The sequence below is a fragment of the Pseudomonas sp. FW507-12TSA genome, from assembly GCF_058781435.1.
On the sequence record NZ_JBYSWT010000014.1, the window covers coordinates 86,179 to 101,812 of the forward strand.

At 58.8% G+C, this 15,634-nt stretch carries 20 protein-coding genes; 12 read left to right on the plus strand and 8 right to left on the minus strand.

The window, feature by feature from the left end; translation table 11 throughout:
* Positions 1 to 7: 7 nt before the first annotated feature.
* Genes mlaD through AC3WK8_RS15265 form a run of 3 tightly spaced genes read right to left on the minus strand, consistent with a single transcriptional unit; the run spans position 8 to position 2,081 of the window.
* A complete protein-coding gene (gene mlaD / locus AC3WK8_RS15255; RefSeq protein ID WP_085596304.1) occupies positions 8 to 475 on the minus strand; it encodes an outer membrane lipid asymmetry maintenance protein MlaD in 468 nt (155 codons plus the stop codon).
* The gene (gene mlaE, locus AC3WK8_RS15260; RefSeq protein WP_085596305.1) at positions 475 to 1,272 is read right to left on the minus strand and encodes a lipid asymmetry maintenance ABC transporter permease subunit MlaE; all 798 of its coding nucleotides are present in this window, start codon (positions 1,270 to 1,272) and stop codon (positions 475 to 477) included. Before mlaE ends, mlaD begins: the two co-directional genes overlap by 1 nt.
* A complete protein-coding gene (locus tag AC3WK8_RS15265) occupies positions 1,272 to 2,081 on the minus strand; it encodes an ATP-binding cassette domain-containing protein (RefSeq protein ID WP_085596306.1) in 810 nt (269 codons plus the stop codon). The genes mlaE and AC3WK8_RS15265 overlap by 1 nt, the downstream gene beginning before the upstream one ends.
* Positions 2,082 to 2,343: 262 nt before the next feature.
* Here AC3WK8_RS15265 and AC3WK8_RS15270 point away from each other — a divergent pair, with 262 nt between their 5' ends.
* The 10 genes from AC3WK8_RS15270 to AC3WK8_RS15315 all read left to right on the plus strand — a co-directional run bounded on the left by AC3WK8_RS15270 (position 2,344) and on the right by AC3WK8_RS15315 (position 9,449).
* The gene (locus AC3WK8_RS15270) at positions 2,344 to 3,318 is read left to right on the plus strand and encodes a KpsF/GutQ family sugar-phosphate isomerase (protein ID WP_031320905.1); all 975 of its coding nucleotides are present in this window, start codon (positions 2,344 to 2,346) and stop codon (positions 3,316 to 3,318) included.
* On the plus strand, positions 3,318 to 3,842 hold the full coding sequence (locus AC3WK8_RS15275) for a KdsC family phosphatase (RefSeq protein ID WP_103325014.1): 525 nt from the start codon (positions 3,318 to 3,320) through the stop codon (positions 3,840 to 3,842). Before AC3WK8_RS15270 ends, AC3WK8_RS15275 begins: the two co-directional genes overlap by 1 nt.
* Before the next feature lie 10 nt (positions 3,843 to 3,852).
* Positions 3,853 to 4,425, plus strand: coding sequence for an LPS export ABC transporter periplasmic protein LptC (gene lptC, locus AC3WK8_RS15280; RefSeq protein WP_103325015.1), 573 nt, complete (start codon positions 3,853 to 3,855; stop codon positions 4,423 to 4,425).
* A complete protein-coding gene (gene lptA, locus AC3WK8_RS15285) occupies positions 4,412 to 4,957 on the plus strand; it encodes a lipopolysaccharide transport periplasmic protein LptA (protein ID WP_053134140.1) in 546 nt (181 codons plus the stop codon). The genes lptC and lptA overlap by 14 nt, the downstream gene beginning before the upstream one ends.
* Entirely contained in the window at positions 4,957 to 5,682 is a 726-nt protein-coding gene (lptB, locus tag AC3WK8_RS15290) for an LPS export ABC transporter ATP-binding protein (RefSeq protein ID WP_022642325.1), read from the plus strand. Before lptA ends, lptB begins: the two co-directional genes overlap by 1 nt.
* A 182-nt stretch (positions 5,683 to 5,864) precedes the next feature.
* A complete protein-coding gene (locus tag AC3WK8_RS15295; RefSeq protein WP_085596310.1) occupies positions 5,865 to 7,358 on the plus strand; it encodes an RNA polymerase factor sigma-54 in 1,494 nt (497 codons plus the stop codon).
* Positions 7,359 to 7,517: 159 nt separating this feature from the next.
* A complete protein-coding gene (gene hpf, locus AC3WK8_RS15300) occupies positions 7,518 to 7,823 on the plus strand; it encodes a ribosome hibernation-promoting factor, HPF/YfiA family (RefSeq protein WP_011059268.1) in 306 nt (101 codons plus the stop codon).
* 12 nt (positions 7,824 to 7,835) lie between these two features.
* A complete protein-coding gene (ptsN, locus tag AC3WK8_RS15305; RefSeq protein ID WP_022642324.1) occupies positions 7,836 to 8,300 on the plus strand; it encodes a PTS IIA-like nitrogen regulatory protein PtsN in 465 nt (154 codons plus the stop codon).
* A 2-nt stretch (positions 8,301 to 8,302) separates the two neighbouring features.
* Positions 8,303 to 9,160, plus strand: coding sequence for an RNase adapter RapZ (gene rapZ / locus AC3WK8_RS15310; RefSeq protein WP_011059266.1), 858 nt, complete (start codon positions 8,303 to 8,305; stop codon positions 9,158 to 9,160).
* Between the two features lie 16 nt (positions 9,161 to 9,176).
* On the plus strand, positions 9,177 to 9,449 hold the full coding sequence (locus tag AC3WK8_RS15315; protein ID WP_085596312.1) for an HPr family phosphocarrier protein: 273 nt from the start codon (positions 9,177 to 9,179) through the stop codon (positions 9,447 to 9,449).
* Positions 9,450 to 9,477: 28 nt separating this feature from the next.
* Here AC3WK8_RS15315 and AC3WK8_RS15320 read toward each other — a convergent pair whose 3' ends face one another.
* The 5 genes from AC3WK8_RS15320 to AC3WK8_RS15340 are packed head-to-tail and all read right to left on the minus strand — an operon-like array spanning position 9,478 to position 13,250.
* The gene (locus AC3WK8_RS15320; protein WP_103325016.1) at positions 9,478 to 10,371 is read right to left on the minus strand and encodes a ZIP family metal transporter; all 894 of its coding nucleotides are present in this window, start codon (positions 10,369 to 10,371) and stop codon (positions 9,478 to 9,480) included.
* A 30-nt stretch (positions 10,372 to 10,401) separates the two neighbouring features.
* The gene (locus AC3WK8_RS15325) at positions 10,402 to 11,013 is read right to left on the minus strand and encodes a superoxide dismutase (RefSeq protein WP_085596314.1); all 612 of its coding nucleotides are present in this window, start codon (positions 11,011 to 11,013) and stop codon (positions 10,402 to 10,404) included.
* Between the two features lies 1 nt (position 11,014).
* Positions 11,015 to 11,458 carry a DUF2753 family protein gene (locus tag AC3WK8_RS15330; RefSeq protein ID WP_085596315.1) on the minus strand — a complete coding sequence of 148 codons (444 nt, stop codon included), beginning with the start codon at positions 11,456 to 11,458 and terminating at the stop codon, positions 11,015 to 11,017.
* Between the two features lie 27 nt (positions 11,459 to 11,485).
* Positions 11,486 to 12,862 (minus strand): class II fumarate hydratase, encoded by a 1,377-nt coding sequence (locus AC3WK8_RS15335; protein ID WP_103325017.1) that lies wholly within the window; start codon positions 12,860 to 12,862, stop codon positions 11,486 to 11,488.
* Positions 12,855 to 13,250, minus strand: coding sequence for a FagA protein (locus AC3WK8_RS15340; RefSeq protein ID WP_085596317.1), 396 nt, complete (start codon positions 13,248 to 13,250; stop codon positions 12,855 to 12,857). The genes AC3WK8_RS15335 and AC3WK8_RS15340 overlap by 8 nt, the downstream gene beginning before the upstream one ends.
* Before the next feature lie 897 nt (positions 13,251 to 14,147).
* Here AC3WK8_RS15340 and AC3WK8_RS15345 point away from each other — a divergent pair.
* Both AC3WK8_RS15345 and AC3WK8_RS15350 read left to right on the plus strand, forming a co-directional pair.
* On the plus strand, positions 14,148 to 14,684 hold the full coding sequence (locus AC3WK8_RS15345) for a fimbrial protein (RefSeq protein ID WP_103325018.1): 537 nt from the start codon (positions 14,148 to 14,150) through the stop codon (positions 14,682 to 14,684).
* A 167-nt stretch (positions 14,685 to 14,851) separates the two neighbouring features.
* Positions 14,852 to 15,634, plus strand: coding sequence for a fimbrial biogenesis chaperone (locus AC3WK8_RS15350; RefSeq protein WP_103325019.1), 783 nt, complete (start codon positions 14,852 to 14,854; stop codon positions 15,632 to 15,634).

The following is a 15,634-nucleotide window of genomic DNA, read 5'->3' on the forward strand; positions in this document are numbered from 1 at the left end:
AAACTCCTCATTTGGCGTCTTTGCTAACGGTATTGAGCAGGAATTTACCGATCAGGTCTTCCAATACCAGCGACGACTGGGTGTCGTGGATGGTTCCACCATCCTTGAGCAGGGCCTCTTCCCCACCCACGCTGATACCGATGTATTTCTCACCCAACAGGCCAGCAGTCAGGATAGATGCAGTGGAGTCGGTCGGCAGGTTATCCACGCGTTTTTCCAGTTGCATCGTCACCCGGCCAGTGAAGCTGTCGCGGTCCAGATCGATTGCCGTGACCTTGCCGACGGTCACCCCGGCCATGGTCACCTTAGCTCTGACCGTCAAACCGGCGATATTGTCGAAATAGGCATAAAGTTTATAAGTATCGGTGCTCGCGGTCGGAGACAAGCCACTGACCCGCAGGGCAAGCAACAGCAAAGCCAGGATGCCGGCCAGCAGGAAAAGGCCGACACCGATTTCCAGGGTGCGGTTTTGCATCAGAAATCTCCAAACATCAAGGCGGTCAGAATAAAGTCCAAGCCCAGTACGGCCAACGAGGCGTACACCACGGTCTTGGTAGTGGCACGACTGATCCCCTCTGAGGTGGGCTCACAGTCGTAGCCTTGGAATACGGCGATCCAGGTCACTACAAAGGCAAAGACGATGCTCTTGATCACGCCATTGAGCACGTCACTATTGAAATTCACGCTGTTCTGCATGTTCGCCCAGTAGGAACCTTCATAGACCCCCAGCCAGTCGACGGCCACCCACGAGCCACCCCAGATACCCACCACGCAGAAGATAATGGCCAGCAGGGGCAAGGAGATGAAGCCAGCCCACAGGCGCGGGGCGATGATGTACTTGAGCGGATCGACACCGATCATCTCCAGGCTGGAGAGCTGCTCGGTGGATTTCATGTTGCCGATCTCGGCGGTCAGTGCCGAGCCGGCGCGGCCGGCGAACAGCAACGCGGTGACCACCGGCCCCAGCTCGCGCAGCAGGGTCAGGGCGACCATCTGGCCTACTGCCTGCTCCGAACCGTAGCTTGAGAGGATGTTGAAGCCCTGCAGCGCGAGCACCATGCCGATGAAGATGCCGGACACGACGATGATCACCAGGGACATGACGCCCACTGAATGCAGTTGCTTGACCAACAGGCCGAAACCACCGCCGATACTGCCGCGACCGAGCAGCGTATGGAACAGGAACAGGGTGGAACGCCCCAGTACCGCCAGGACATCGATGCCTGAGCGACCGAAGAGGCGAATCCTCTCGATTAGCGATATCTTGCGCATCAGCGCTTCCCCAGAAGATCTGCGCGGTAGTCCGGCGCTGGAAAGTGAAACGGTACCGGGCCGTCGGGATCGCCCTTCATGAATTGCCGGATACGCGGATTGTCGGAGTCCATCAACTCGGCAGGAGTTCCCTGGCCCAGCACCTGGCCATCCCCCACTACATAGAGGTAGTCGGCGATGCTCGCGGTTTCCGCCAGGTCATGGGACACCACGATGCTGGTGATGCCCAGGGCATCGTTGAGCAGGCGAATCAGGCGCACCAACACCCCCATGGCGATTGGGTCCTGGCCCACGAAAGGCTCGTCGTACATGAGGATCTGCGGATCCAGGGCGATGGCCCGGGCCAGGGCGACCCGACGCATCATGCCACCGGACAGCTCGTCGGGCATGAGGTCGACAGCCCCACGCAGCCCCACCGCCTGCAGCTTGAGCAGGACAATGTCACGAATCATTTCGTCAGGCAGCTGGGTATGCACCCGCAGCGGAAAGGCCACGTTCTCGAAGACATCCAGGTCGGTGAACAGCGCACCGCTCTGGAACAGCACGCCCATCTGCTTGCGAGCATCGAACAGATCGCTGCGCGAGAGCGTCGGCAGGTTCTGGCCATTGACCCAGACCTCGCCGCTGCTGGGCCGCAACTGCATGCCCATCAAGCGCAACAGGGTAGTTTTCCCACAGCCGGAAGGCCCCATGATGCCGGTGACCTTGCCCCGCGGAATACGGATATCCACGTTATTGAATATGCTGCGCGCACCGCGCTTGAAGGAAACGCCCTTCAGCTCGACCGCGTAAGCGTTGTCGGCACTCATCTAAACTCCTTGCGATGCAGCCTAACACTCGGACGCTAGGCTCTCTCCCGAGAGCACGTGCCCCTGGGCAGGCCGAACTGGCGGCGAACTATATCACTGCTGATGCAGAGCCCCCAAGGCCGAAGCCGGACCGTTCAGGTATAGGACAGGCAAAATCGCCAGATTCTCTGCGCAAGTAAACAAAGGCTGACGAACTTGCGTGAGGGATTCGATCATTACCGCTATAATCGCCGCCTTTTCATCGGGCTATACGATTTCAGACATGAGTCAATCCAGCGACCTGATTCAATCGGCACAACGCACAATTCGCCTCGAAATCCAGGCAGTAGAGAGCTTGCTGCCCCATATCGATGCAGATTTCGTTCGTGCTTGCGAGATGATTCTGGCCAGCAAAGGTCGAGTAGTAGTGGTCGGCATGGGCAAGTCCGGGCATATCGGCAACAAGATCGCCGCCACCCTGGCCAGTACCGGCACCACGGCGTTCTTCGTCCACCCGGCCGAAGCCAGCCATGGCGACATGGGCATGATCACCCGCGACGATGTGATCCTCGCCCTCTCCAACTCCGGCTCCACCAATGAAATCGTGACCCTGCTGCCACTGATCAAGCGCTTGGGCATCCAATTGATCAGTATTACCGGCAACCCTGATTCGCCGCTGGCCAAAGCCGCCGACGTCAACCTCAACGCCCATATCGAACATGAGGCCTGCCCACTGAACCTGGCACCGACATCCTCGACCACCGCCGCCCTGGTCATGGGCGATGCCCTGGCCGTGGCGCTGCTGGAGGCGCGCGGCTTCACCGCCGAAGACTTCGCCTTCTCCCACCCCGGTGGTGCACTGGGGCGTCGCCTGTTGCTGAAGGTCGAGAACATCATGCATGCCGGCGAACAGCTGCCCCAGGTCCAGCGCGGCACCCTGCTCAAGGACGCCCTGATGGAGATGAGCCGCAAGGGCCTGGGCATGACCGCCATCGCCGAGGCCGATGGGCGCCTGGCCGGGGTCTTCACCGACGGCGACTTGCGCCGCACCCTGGACCGCAACATCGACATCCATCACACCACCATCGATGAAGTCATGACCCTGCGCGGCAAGACCGCACGCGCCGAAATGCTGGCAGCCGAAGCCTTGAAGATCATGGAAGACAATCGAATCAACGCACTGATCGTGGTGGATAACGAGGATCGCCCGATCGGCGCCTTCAACCTGTCCGACCTGCTGCGCGCGGGAGTGATGTAATGACCGACGACCTGCTGCAACGCGGCAAGCACATCAAGCTGGCGGTCTTCGACGTCGATGGCGTGCTGACCGACGGGCGCCTGTACTTCCTCGAGGATGGCAGCGAATTCAAGACCTTCAATACTCTCGACGGCCAGGGCATCAAGATGCTCATGGCCGCCGGAGTACAAACCGCCATCATCAGTGGCCGCAAGACGCCAGTAGTCGAGCGCCGGGCCAAGAACCTGGGAATCCCTCACCTGTACCAGGGCCGCGAAGACAAACTGGTGGTATTGGACGAGCTTCTCGCCCAACTGGGCCTAAGCTATGAACAGGTCGCCTATCTGGGCGATGACTTGCCCGACCTGCCGGTTATCCGCCGCGTCGGCCTGGGCATGGCGGTCGCCAACGCGGCCCCGTTCGTCCGCGAGCATGCCCACGGCACTACAACGGCACGGGGCGGCGAAGGCGCTGCCCGCGAGTTCTGCGAACTGATCCTGCATGCCCAGGACCGCCTCGAAGCAGCCAACGCTGCTTATTTATAGGGTCCCACCGATGCTGAGCAAAAAGATTCGCAACATCCTGATCTTCGGGACCATCGCCCTGCTGTTCGCGGCGGTCGGTTACTGGAACATCAGCCCTGAGCGGTTTCTCGACAAGCCAGTGGTGCAGGTCGACGAAAGCGCCATCGACTATTTCGTGATCAACGCCCAAAGCGTGCAGTACCTGCCCGATGGCAAGCTGCAGTACGAGATGACCTCGGACAAGGTCGAGCACGTCAAGGCCAGCGAAGTCACCCTGCTGACCAAGCCGGACCTGCAGATGTATCGCGGCACCACCTATCCGTGGCATGTCCAGAGCGAGCGTGGCGAGGTCAACCCCGATGGCACCGAAGTCGAGCTGATCGACTCGGTCCGCGTGGCCCGTACCGACGAGAGAAATCGCAACCTGCTGATCACCACCAGCCGCATGACAGTATTCCCGCAGAAGCAATATGCGCAGACCGAGCAAGCCGTTAGAATCGACGGCGCCGACGGCGTGACCACTGCCAAGGGAATGAAAGCGTATTTGAAAGACGGCAGGATGAACCTGCTATCGAACGTAAGAGGACAGTATGAGGCTCGTTAAAACCCTCCCTATTTTGCTCAGTCTGGGCGCAGCACTGGGAAGCGTGAGCGCCTGGGCTCTGCCGAACGATAGCCAACAGCCGATCCGCATCCAGGCCGATGACGCCCAGCTCGACGACAAGAATGGCGTGGCCACCTACAAGGGCGATGTAATCATCACCCAGGGCTCGATGAAGATCACCGGCAATACCGTGACCATCACCCGGGCCAAGACCGGTGAAATCGACGTAGTGACCTCGGTGGGCAACCTGGCCTACTTCGAGCAACTGCAGAAGCAGACCGACCCGAAGCCGGTCCAGGCCTATGCCGTGACCATCCAGTACCATGCCCAGCAAAACCGCATCGTGCTGATCGACAAGGCCAAGGTCATCAACGACGGCAACACCACCGAAGGCGAGAAAATCGTCTACGACACCGTCAAGCAAGTGGCCAACGCCGGGCGCGCCAACGGCAGCTCGGTTACCGCGCCACGTCCGCGAATCGACATGGTCATCCAGCCGAAAAAGAAAACCGACGAGCAAAAGGCCCAGTAATGGCAACTCTCAAAGCCCAGCATCTGGCCAAGAGTTACAAGAGCCGCCAGGTCGTGCGTGATGTCAGCCTGTCCATCGACAGCGGCCAGATCGTCGGCCTGCTTGGCCCCAACGGTGCCGGCAAGACCACCTGCTTCTACATGATCGTGGGCCTGGTCCAGGCCGACCAGGGCCGAGTCCTGATCGACGACCTGGACGTCAGCCACCAACCGATGCACGGCCGCGCCCGTGCCGGCATCGGCTACCTGCCCCAGGAAGCCTCGATCTTCCGCAAGCTGTCGGTGGCCGACAACATCATGGCCATCCTCGAGACCCGCAAGGAACTGGACAAGGCCGGCCGTCGCCAGGAGCTGGAAAGCCTGCTGCAGGAGTTCCACATCAACCACATCCGCGACAACCTCGGCATGAGCCTGTCCGGTGGTGAACGCCGCCGCGTGGAAATTGCCCGGGCCCTGGCCACCGCCCCCAAGTTCATCCTGCTGGACGAACCTTTCGCAGGCGTGGACCCGATCTCGGTCGGCGACATCAAGCAGATCATCCATCACCTCAAGGCCAAGGGGATCGGCGTGCTGATCACCGACCACAACGTCCGCGAAACCCTGGACATCTGTGAGACCGCCTATATCGTCAACGACGGACAACTGATAGCCGAAGGCGACTCCCAGACCATCCTGGCCAACGAACTGGTCAAGGAAGTCTACCTGGGCCATGAGTTCCGCCTGTAAGGGCTGAGGTGCAGGACCCATTGCCTGGGCGCTGGGAACGATAAAACCCCACAAACTTTATTGTTACAGCGCTCTAGGCAAACACTTCAGTTTCAGGCATATAATTTGCTTATGTTTGGCGCTCCGGCGCCCTGTAGTGGATGGCGCATGTGCGCCGGCAATTAAGGTGTTAAGCCCCTGCCATGAAACCATCGCTAGTCCTGAGAATGGGCCAGCAGCTGACGATGACACCGCAGCTGCAACAGGCCATCCGCCTGCTCCAACTGTCGACCCTGGACCTGCAACAGGAAATCCAGGAAGCCCTGGAGTCCAACCCGATGCTCGAACGCCAGGAAGACGGCGACGACTTCGACAACAGCGACCCCCTGGCCGACAACACCGAGTCCAAACCCAACACCGAGATCCAGGAACCCTCCTACCAGGAAACCACCCAGACGGTGGACAGCCTCGAGGACGGTGAATGGAACGAACGTATCCCCAACGAGCTACCGGTGGATACCGCCTGGGAAGATGTGTACCAGACCAGCGCCAGCAGCCTGCCCAGCAGCGATGATGACGAGTGGGACTTCACCACCCGCACCTCGGCTGGTGAAAGCCTGCAGAGCCACCTGCTCTGGCAGCTGAACCTGGCCCCGATGTCGGACACCGACCGCCTGATCGCAGTGACCCTGATCGACTGCATCAACAACCAGGGCTACCTGGACGAAACCCTGGAAGAGATTCTCGAAGCCTTCGACCCCGAGCTGGATATCGAGCTGGATGAGGTCGAGGCTGTGTTGCACCGCATCCAGCAATTCGAGCCGGCCGGCATCGGCGCCCGCAGCCTGGGCGAATGCCTGCTGCTGCAACTGCGCCAGTTGCCGGCGAAAACCCCTTGGCTGGCCGAGGCCCAGCGCCTGGTCAACGACTACATCGACCTGCTGGGCAGCCGCGACTACAGCCAACTGATGCGCCGCATGAAGCTCAAGGAAGACGAGCTGCGCCAGGTCATCGAACTGGTCCAGAGCCTCAACCCGCGCCCGGGTTCGCAGATCGAGTCCAGCGAAGCCGAGTACGTGGTTCCTGACGTCATCGTGCGCAAGGACAACGAACGCTGGCTGGTGGAGCTGAACCAGGAATCCGTGCCACGCCTGCGGGTCAACGCCCAGTACGCCGGGTTCGTGCGCCGCGCCGATACCAGTGCGGACAACACCTTCATGCGCAACCAGTTGCAGGAGGCCCGCTGGTTCATCAAGAGCCTGCAGAGCCGCAATGAAACCCTGATGAAGGTCGCCACCCAGATCGTCGAGCACCAACGTGGATTCCTCGAGTACGGCGACGAAGCGATGAAGCCCCTGGTCCTGCACGACATCGCCGAAGCGGTAGGCATGCACGAGTCGACGATTTCCCGGGTGACCACGCAGAAATTCATGCATACCCCACGGGGCATATATGAGCTGAAATACTTTTTCTCGAGCCACGTCAGCACCTCCGAAGGCGGTGAATGCTCGTCCACGGCGATCCGCGCGATCATCAAGAAACTGGTGGCTGCGGAAAATCAGAAAAAGCCGTTGAGTGACAGCAAGATCGCTGGTTTACTGGAGGCACAAGGTATCCAGGTAGCCCGCCGGACCGTCGCCAAGTACCGCGAATCCCTTGGGATCGCGCCTTCCAGCGAACGCAAGCGGTTGATGTAGCCGCCGGGCTGGCCACAGCGTTTCGGAGTGTGCTTGAAACCCGCCGAGCGATGACCGGGCAAGGTAGCCCGATCGATGTGCAGGCTGGTTTCAGACACAGTCTAGGTGGCAGGCAAAACGGCCTGCCGCGTTATGCACTGGCAACGAAGGAGAAGCTGTATGCAAGTCAACATCAGTGGACACCAACTCGAAGTGACTGAACCTCTGCGCGTCTACATCGGCGAGAAGCTCGACCGACTGGAACGCCATTTCGACAAGATCACCAATGTGCAGGTCACCATGGCCGTCGAGAAGCTGAAGCAGAAAATCGAGGCGACCCTGCACATCCACGGTGGGGAGGTCGTCGCCAATGCAGAACATGACGATATGTATGCCGCAATCGACCTGCTCACGGACAAGCTTGACCGCCAACTGAAAAAGCATAAGGAAAAGCAACTCCACCTTCTCCAAGGCACGGGTCGCTGATACTCCCCTCCCATGATCCGACTTGAAAGCATCCTGACCCCCGGCCGTTCCCTGGTGAACGTGCCGGGCGGCAGTAAAAAACGCGCCCTCGAACAAATTGCCAACCTGATCAGCCGTGAAGTGCCTGATCTGGAGATGCAGGACGTATTCGAGAGCCTGATCGCCCGCGAGAAACTCGGCTCCACCGGGTTCGGCAACGGCATCGCTATTCCCCACTGCCGCCTCAAAGGCTGCGAGTCCCCCATCAGCGCGCTGATGCACCTGGACGCTCCGATCGACTTCGATGCCATCGACGGCGCTCCCGTGGACCTGCTGTTCGTACTGCTGGTCCCGGAGGCCGCCACCGATGCGCACCTGGAACTGCTCCGGCAGATCGCCAGCATGCTCGATCGCAAGGAAGTTCGTGAGCGGCTGCGCAGCGCCACCAGCAACGAAGCCTTGTACCAGGTCGTGCTGGACGAACAGAACGGTCGGTAACCATGCGTTTGATCATCGTCAGCGGCCGTTCCGGCTCAGGTAAAAGCACCGCCCTCGATGTTCTGGAGGACCACGGCTACTACTGCATCGACAACCTGCCAGCCGGCCTGCTGCCCGAGCTGGCCGAACGCGCGTTGATCCATACCGAATTGGCGCAACCGCTGGTGGCGGTGTCCATCGACGCCCGCAACCTGCCAAGCCACCTGTCGCGGTTTCCGGAGCTGCTGGAAGAGGTTCGCAGCCGGCACATCCAGTGCGATGTGCTGTACCTGGACGCCGACGAGGAAACCCTGCTCAAGCGCTTCTCGGAAACCCGCCGGCGCCATCCCTTGAGCAGCGCCAACCGCTCGCTGGCCGAGGCCATCCATGACGAGACCCAACTACTGGGGCCGATCGTCGACCTGGCCGACCTCAAGGTCAACACCACCAACCTCAATCTCTACCAGCTGCGGGATACCATCAAGCTGCGGCTGTTGAACCAGCCCGAGCCAGGCACTGCCTTCCTGGTGGAATCTTTCGGATTCAAGCGTGGCATGCCGGTGGACGCCGACCTGGTGTTCGATGTGCGTTGCCTGCCCAACCCGTACTGGAAACCCGAACTGCGCGCCCAATCCGGACTGGACGCTCCCGTGGCCGAATACCTGGCTGCGCAACCGGATGTCGAAGAGATGTTCCAGGACATCTCCAGCTACCTGCTCAAGTGGTTGCCACGCTTCGCCGCCAGCAACCGCGCCTACGTGACCATCGCCATCGGCTGTACCGGCGGGCACCATCGTTCCGTGTACCTGACCGAGCGCCTGGGCCAGGTCCTGCAAAAATCCCTGAAGAACGTCCAGGTTCGCCACCGCGACCTTAGCTGAAAGGATCTACCCCGCGATGCCAGCTCTGGAAATCGAGATCATCAACAAACTGGGCCTGCATGCCCGCGCATCAGCCAAGTTCGTCGGCGTCGCCGGCCAGTTTCCCTGCCAGATTCGCGCTGGCCGGACGCCGGAATCCATGGTCGACGGCAAGAGCATCATGGCCATGATGATGCTCGCCGCCGGCAAGGGCACCAAGATCTATCTCAAGACCGAGGGCGAACAGGAACAGCAAGCGCTGGATGCCCTGGTCGCCTTGATCAACAACTACTTCGACGAAGGCGAGTAAGCCTGCCCGGGCATTGCCCAGCCGGCACTCAGGAGAGTGCCGTGTCCATTACCATCATCAGGCAGAAGCCGATACACAAGCCAAGACTGGCAAGCTTTTCGTGACCATTGCGCCGGGACTCGGGAATCACCTCATGAGTCACCACCAACAGCATGGCTCCGGCCGCCAGGGCCAACCCCAACGGCAACAGCACCTGTGCCAAGCTCACCAGCCAGGCACAAAGCAGGGCGAACACTGGCTCCACGAGGCCAGAAGCAGCGCCGATCAGGAACGCCCTGACTCGCGACATTCCAGCACCTGCCAATACCAGTGCGATCACCAGCCCTTCCGGCACATCCTGAAGCGCGATACCCATGGCCAGGCTATCCGCATCGGCCATGCCGCCGCCGGCCGACACTCCGACCGCCATGCCTTCGGGAATGTTGTGGGCAATGATGGCGAAGACGAATAACCAGATCCGCGGCGCGATGACTGGGTGCTCCGGCGTGCCCACCAGGGTCTGCGAACTGCCGCCGGAAATCTTCAGGTCCACCAGGAACAGGCCGAGGGCACCCAGCATGATCCCGGTACAGACCAGGCCACTGGCGCCCCAGGCCGACAGTCCCAGCTCCTGGGCCGCTGCGATGCCCGGCACGATCAGCGAAAACGCCGTCGCCGCCAGCATCACTCCGGCGCCAAAGCCGAGCAAGGTATCGCTCACCGCGATCGGCATCTTACGGATCACCAGCACCGGCACTGCTCCCAGCGCAGTGCCCAAGGCGCAGATCGCACCACCCTGCAAGGCACGCAACAAACGCGGTTCCAGGTTCAGCCAGTTGAGCCCCTGAGCCACCAGCAATGCGGTACCCGCCAACACCAGCAGCGAACCGAAGGCATAACGAAACATCCGTCCGCTGCTGATCGCCAATGTCTCTGTGCCCATAGTCGACCTTATTTATTATCCAAGGAAAAATCAGGCCATCGCGGCGTGGTAACGCTGGGCGACTTCTGGCCAATTGATCACGTTATAGAAGGCATTGATGTATTCGGGCCGGCGATTCTGGTAGCGCAGGTAGTAGGCGTGTTCCCACACATCCAGGCCAAGAATCGGTGTGTTGCCATTCATCAGCGGACTGTCCTGGTTGCCGCTGCTCTCCACTACCAGGGTTTTCTCCGGAGTCACGCTGAGCCAGGCCCAGCCGCTGCCAAAACGGGTCAGCGCGGCCTTGGTGAAAGCCTCCTTGAAGCTCTCGAACCCACCCAAATGCCGGTCAATGGCCTGTGCCAGTGCACCATCGGGCTTGCCCCCGCCGGCAGGCGTCATCACTGCCCAGAACAGCGAATGGTTGGCGTGCCCGCCCCCCTGGTTGATCACCGCGGCACGCAACCCCTCCGGCAACTGCTGGATGCTCGCCACCAGCCTCTCTACTTCCCACTCGGCCCATTCGGTGCCTTCTATCGCCGCGTTGAGGTTGTTGACGTAGGTCTGGTGGTGCTTGGTGTAGTGGATTTCCATGGTCTGCGCATCGATATGCGGTTCCAGGGCATCGTATGCATAAGGCAGAGCAGGCAAGGTAAAGGACATGTCAGTGCACTCCATGAGAGGGGCTGCCGTGCCTATCCGCAGACAGGCACTCGGTGTTGTTGTCCAGCAAACGGTGGGAACGGGGATATGCGCCGTGCTCACCGATGAAATTGAGCAGCTCGAGGTAGGTCTTGCTGCTTTGGCGCAAGGCCGCTTCACGCAGCGCCAGGGGCAAGCGGTTGTCTTGCATGGTCTGCAACAACCGCTGGTGGATAGCACAGAGATACTCTGCGCTCTCCTCCGGCTGGTTCAGGCGTAAATGCAGGTCCGCCAGGTTGTGGTGGGAGATCACGCAGGCCGCCACCGCTTCGTCGGCATCAGGCCAGCGCTCGAACAGCACCTGGGCCAATGCCAGCGCTTGCAGGTAGAACTCACGGGCATCCACCAGCTCATCCTGCATGAACAGGCGATTGGCCCTTTCAATCGTGCGTTTCCAGTGCTCCATGATCGACCTCCAAAGCGCTAACGGGGGTTACACGCCACCTGCGGTGAGCTTCTCCGGATCCAACAGGACCTCCAGCTGGCTGCGCGACAGATCGGTGTGTTCAAGTGCCACATCGATCACCGGACGCCCCTGCTTGTAGGCGGTCTTGGCGATCTCCGCGGCCTTCTGGTAACCGATGATCGGGTTGAGGGCGGTCACCAGGATCGGGTTGCGCGAGAGCGCTTCCTTGAGCTTCGCTTCATTGACCTTGAAGCTGGCGATGGCCTTGTCTGCCAGCAGGCGGCTGGAGTTGGCCAGCAACTCGATACTGCTCAGCAGGTTCTGGGCAATGATCGGCAGCATTACGTTGAGCTCGAAGTTACCCGACTGCCCGGCCACGGTAATGGCGCTGTCGTTGCCGATCACCTGGGCCGCCACCATCGCTGTCGCCTCCGGAATCACCGGATTGACCTTGCCAGGCATGATCGACGAACCAGGTTGCAAGCCCTCCAGCTCGATCTCCCCCAATCCGGCCAGTGGTCCCGAGTTCATCCAACGCAGGTCGTTAGCGATCTTCATCAGCGAGACCGCCGTTGCCTTCAGTTGCCCGGAGACGGTTACCGCGGTGTCCTGGGAGCCGATCAGGGCGAACAGGTTCTTGCCCGGGGTGAACTGCACCTGGGTCAGCTCGCTCAACTGCCGGCTGAAACGCGCGGCGAACTCCGGATGCGCGTTGATTCCCGTACCTACCGCAGTACCACCCTGGGCCAGGGCCTGCAGGCTCGGCAACAAGTCCTGCAGATGCGCGATGTTGGCCTTGAGCTGCTGCGCCCAGCCCTCCAACACCTGGCTCATGCGTACCGGCATGGCATCCATCAGGTGGGTGCGGCCGGTCTTGACGAACGAGTGCACCTCCAACGCCTTGCGCTCGATGACCTCGACCAGGTGCACCAAGGCCGGCAACAGTTGCTCGTGCAAGGTCAGGGCGGCACTGACATGGATGGTGGTGGGAATGATGTCGTTGCTGCTCTGGCCACAGTTCACATGGTCATTGGGGTTGACCACCTCGCCCAGCAACCGGCTGGCCAGGGTCGCCAGCACTTCGTTGGCATTCATGTTGGAACTGGTACCGGAACCGGTCTGGAACACATCCACCGGGAAGTGCTGCATGAAGTCGCCTTCCAGTAGCCCCTGGGCGGCATCCACGATGGCCTTGCCCTGGGACTGGCTGATCTGGCCCAGCTCGACGTTGGCCCTGGCCGCCGCTGCCTTGGCCAGGATCAGCGCCCGGATGAAAGCCCGCGGCATGCGCTGCCCGCTGATAGGAAAGTTATCCACCGCACGCTGGGTCTGCGCGCCATACAACGCCAGCTCCGGGACCTGCAACTCGCCCATGCTGTCGCGCTCGATACGGGTATTACTCATCGGGAAATCCTTGCACCAGTTCAATCAGGGGAATGGAAGGCAACAGCGAACAGGTCGCCAGTCGCCAGGCATGGCTTTGCCAGCGCTTGAGCCGGCACTTGCACAACGACAACCGCTCCATATCGCGCAGAGGTCGCCACGCCTGGTCCAGGCACAAGCTGCGCCAGTGCCAGGGCAACGCGGTATCGGTCGCGGTATCGATCAACAAACGGAAGGAGGTTTCGGCAACGGTCCAGGCGGATATGGCCGTGCAACAGGCCAGATATCGCCCCTCGGCCAGGTAATGCTCGATCAGACGGGGTTCGTCCGGGTCCAGTGCGCAACGGATCTGGCGGCTCATCCAGCGCCAGCTTTCAAGGTAAGGCTGCTCGTGCAAGGCAGGACTCATGACCTGGGCTCATTGAATAATGATTTTCATTATTAAATGATATTGAGAATCAAATCAATGTGGATTGTACAAATTTCACTCAAACCTTGTAGCTGGCTCGACCCTCACTGCCAAGGGAGGAATCTCCCCATCGCAGCCATGCTTGAAGAAAACCCGAAAGCCAAAAAATTTGCTGCAAATGTGCGCAAGGTCTCCCCCTCGCCATTTCGTGGCCCCGCACCCGGGATTAAGCGATCTCGACAAGTAATAATTGGAACTCAAAGCAAAGTCTGTAAAAACATATCAAAGCCTTTAACTTCCGCATGAACAACTAACTTCCTATAACACGAACAAGCCGCCCAGACCGGCAAATACTGCGGCTCCTATTTAATGAAAAAAACTAACTCCAAAACTTTAACATTCTAAACTTCATGAACGCCTAGCACGTTCAAACTCAAAAATCTTGGCTGCTCGACACTTTATTCGAGGACCTCTCGCCTTGAAGTTAAAAATGACTACGTAATAAGCGTATGCTAGAGAGCTTCCTGACTCACCTCAGCCGTTAACCTCACAAGTTCAGCCAAATCAGCGACGACAATCCGCTCCACGAAACTCCATGCGCAAAATATAACTATCACAGCGCAATAATTTATTTCATATCAGACGCTCTGACGGTGCCTGAGGAAAAATCCCACCCGATTCAGAACACCTGTCCTATATCGCCAGAATAATAAATTCTCGATCCTTCACCGCACCTAATGCACCAATCACTATCAACTAATACCCCCAACTCAGCCCCCTCAAAAAAATCGAAATAAACAACCACTAGGACTAACAGAAGAGAGGTCACTTTCGAGATATATAAAACAACAGCAGTCACTCACCACCCTAAACAACTTTTAATTCTTCGAGAAGAAAATGAAAAAACTCATTATCACCAAGCTTTCCGCTACAGCCGTCTTCGCTCTCCTGTCCCAAGCAGCACTCGCTGCCGACGGTACGATCAACTTTTTTGGGGAAATCGTCGATGCTCCATGCTCGATCTCTCCCAATAGCCAAATCATGACTGTCCCACTAGGCAAAGTTTCACGTGCAACTCTGGATGGCGGCGCTGGAAAGAAGGCGACGCCTGCCCGCTTCAATATCGAACTGCTCAATTGCGGCGCAAGTGCCAAGGGCGCGACGCTGACCTTCAACGGTACGACCGACACGACCCTAACGGACAGCCTGCGTGTCGGGGCAAACGAAATGGCAGGTGGAGCAGCCACCGGAGTAGCGATAGAACTCAGTGACTCTACCGGTACCAAGATTCCTGTGGGCTCCGAATCGGCCCAATACACCCTGGTCCAGGGCGACAACCCACTGAAGTTCCAAGCGGTTTATGTATCGACTGCCGACAAGGTAACGGCCGGTACGGGTAACGCGACTGCTCAGTTCACGGTGAACTACAAGTAACCCTGTTTTTATCCAGCCACCTTTCAGGTGGCTGGATAAATTTGATTCGAGGTTCATTAAGTAACTCACTTCTTCCGATCAATATCACAGACGCACATATCGCCACTCAGGGCCTTTGACTCCTGCGATGAACCGTGCTTGGCGGAAACAACTATCGGGATAGATTAATGCTGAATACAAACGGCTTGAAATTGGCCAATAAAATTTTATTGGGTGCCGGTTTATTAACTTTCACAGTATCACCTACTTTCGCGAGCGTGACGCTTGGCGGTACACGAGTGATTATCGGCGAGCAGGACCGTGAAGCATCCATCCCGGTAAAAAATGCTGGCCAAGCGCCCTACGTGATACAGGCCTGGATAGACGCGGGCGAAGGAAAGACCAAAACCCCGTTCGTGGTTACGCCGCCCTTGTCTCGCCTGGACCCGGGGATGGAGAACATTCTACGCGTCATGCGAATTTCCAATAATCTGCCAACCGATCGAGAGTCCGTATTCTGGTTGAACGTCAAGGAAATTCCAGAAAAAGCCAAGGAAGACAACGTTCTTCAAATTGCAATGCGTACACGCATCAAGTTGTTCTACCGTCCATCAGACCTGGAAGGCAAGCCTACAGAATCACGCCATAAGTTGAAGTGGGCAGTAGTATCAGGAAAGAACAACGCAGACTCAGTGTTGAAGATAGAAAACCCAACGCCCTACCACGTTACATTTACCAGCTTGAAGATCAATCAGGGTCAACAGGAGATTAACGCGCAGATGCTTCCTCCCAAGGGAGAATCCATTTATTCATTGAATGCGGTACAGATACAAAAAAGCATCGATGTCAGATTTACCACAATCAATGACTACGGAGGGGAGACGCCAGAAGAACGCGCGACAGTACCCGTTGCAGTCAATCCGGTCATCCTACCTATCGAGCCGGTCACAACGCTGACCGTTGAGCAATGA

Excerpts from the sequence above, each read along its gene's own strand:
- AC3WK8_RS15345 (WP_103325018.1), top strand. The coding sequence starts at position 14,148 with ATGAAAAAACTCATTATCACCAAGCTTTCCGCTACAGCCGTCTTCGCT.
- AC3WK8_RS15330 (WP_085596315.1), bottom strand. The coding sequence starts at position 11,458 with ATGGAGCACTGGAAACGCACGATTGAAAGGGCCAATCGCCTGTTCATG.
- ptsN (WP_022642324.1), top strand. The coding sequence starts at position 7,836 with ATGATCCGACTTGAAAGCATCCTGACCCCCGGCCGTTCCCTGGTGAAC.
- AC3WK8_RS15320 (WP_103325016.1), bottom strand. The coding sequence starts at position 10,371 with ATGGGCACAGAGACATTGGCGATCAGCAGCGGACGGATGTTTCGTTAT.
- lptA (WP_053134140.1), top strand. The coding sequence starts at position 4,412 with ATGAGGCTCGTTAAAACCCTCCCTATTTTGCTCAGTCTGGGCGCAGCA.
- AC3WK8_RS15270 (WP_031320905.1), top strand. The coding sequence starts at position 2,344 with ATGAGTCAATCCAGCGACCTGATTCAATCGGCACAACGCACAATTCGC.
- lptB (WP_022642325.1), top strand. The coding sequence starts at position 4,957 with ATGGCAACTCTCAAAGCCCAGCATCTGGCCAAGAGTTACAAGAGCCGC.
- mlaE (WP_085596305.1), bottom strand. The coding sequence starts at position 1,272 with ATGCGCAAGATATCGCTAATCGAGAGGATTCGCCTCTTCGGTCGCTCA.
- AC3WK8_RS15335 (WP_103325017.1), bottom strand. The coding sequence starts at position 12,862 with ATGAGTAATACCCGTATCGAGCGCGACAGCATGGGCGAGTTGCAGGTC.
- rapZ (WP_011059266.1), top strand. The coding sequence starts at position 8,303 with ATGCGTTTGATCATCGTCAGCGGCCGTTCCGGCTCAGGTAAAAGCACC.
- AC3WK8_RS15275 (WP_103325014.1), top strand. The coding sequence starts at position 3,318 with ATGACCGACGACCTGCTGCAACGCGGCAAGCACATCAAGCTGGCGGTC.
- AC3WK8_RS15315 (WP_085596312.1), top strand. The coding sequence starts at position 9,177 with ATGCCAGCTCTGGAAATCGAGATCATCAACAAACTGGGCCTGCATGCC.
- AC3WK8_RS15265 (WP_085596306.1), bottom strand. The coding sequence starts at position 2,081 with ATGAGTGCCGACAACGCTTACGCGGTCGAGCTGAAGGGCGTTTCCTTC.
- AC3WK8_RS15340 (WP_085596317.1), bottom strand. The coding sequence starts at position 13,250 with ATGAGTCCTGCCTTGCACGAGCAGCCTTACCTTGAAAGCTGGCGCTGG.
- hpf (WP_011059268.1), top strand. The coding sequence starts at position 7,518 with ATGCAAGTCAACATCAGTGGACACCAACTCGAAGTGACTGAACCTCTG.
- lptC (WP_103325015.1), top strand. The coding sequence starts at position 3,853 with ATGCTGAGCAAAAAGATTCGCAACATCCTGATCTTCGGGACCATCGCC.
- AC3WK8_RS15350 (WP_103325019.1), top strand. The coding sequence starts at position 14,852 with ATGCTGAATACAAACGGCTTGAAATTGGCCAATAAAATTTTATTGGGT.
- mlaD (WP_085596304.1), bottom strand. The coding sequence starts at position 475 with ATGCAAAACCGCACCCTGGAAATCGGTGTCGGCCTTTTCCTGCTGGCC.
- AC3WK8_RS15295 (WP_085596310.1), top strand. The coding sequence starts at position 5,865 with ATGAAACCATCGCTAGTCCTGAGAATGGGCCAGCAGCTGACGATGACA.
- AC3WK8_RS15325 (WP_085596314.1), bottom strand. The coding sequence starts at position 11,013 with ATGTCCTTTACCTTGCCTGCTCTGCCTTATGCATACGATGCCCTGGAA.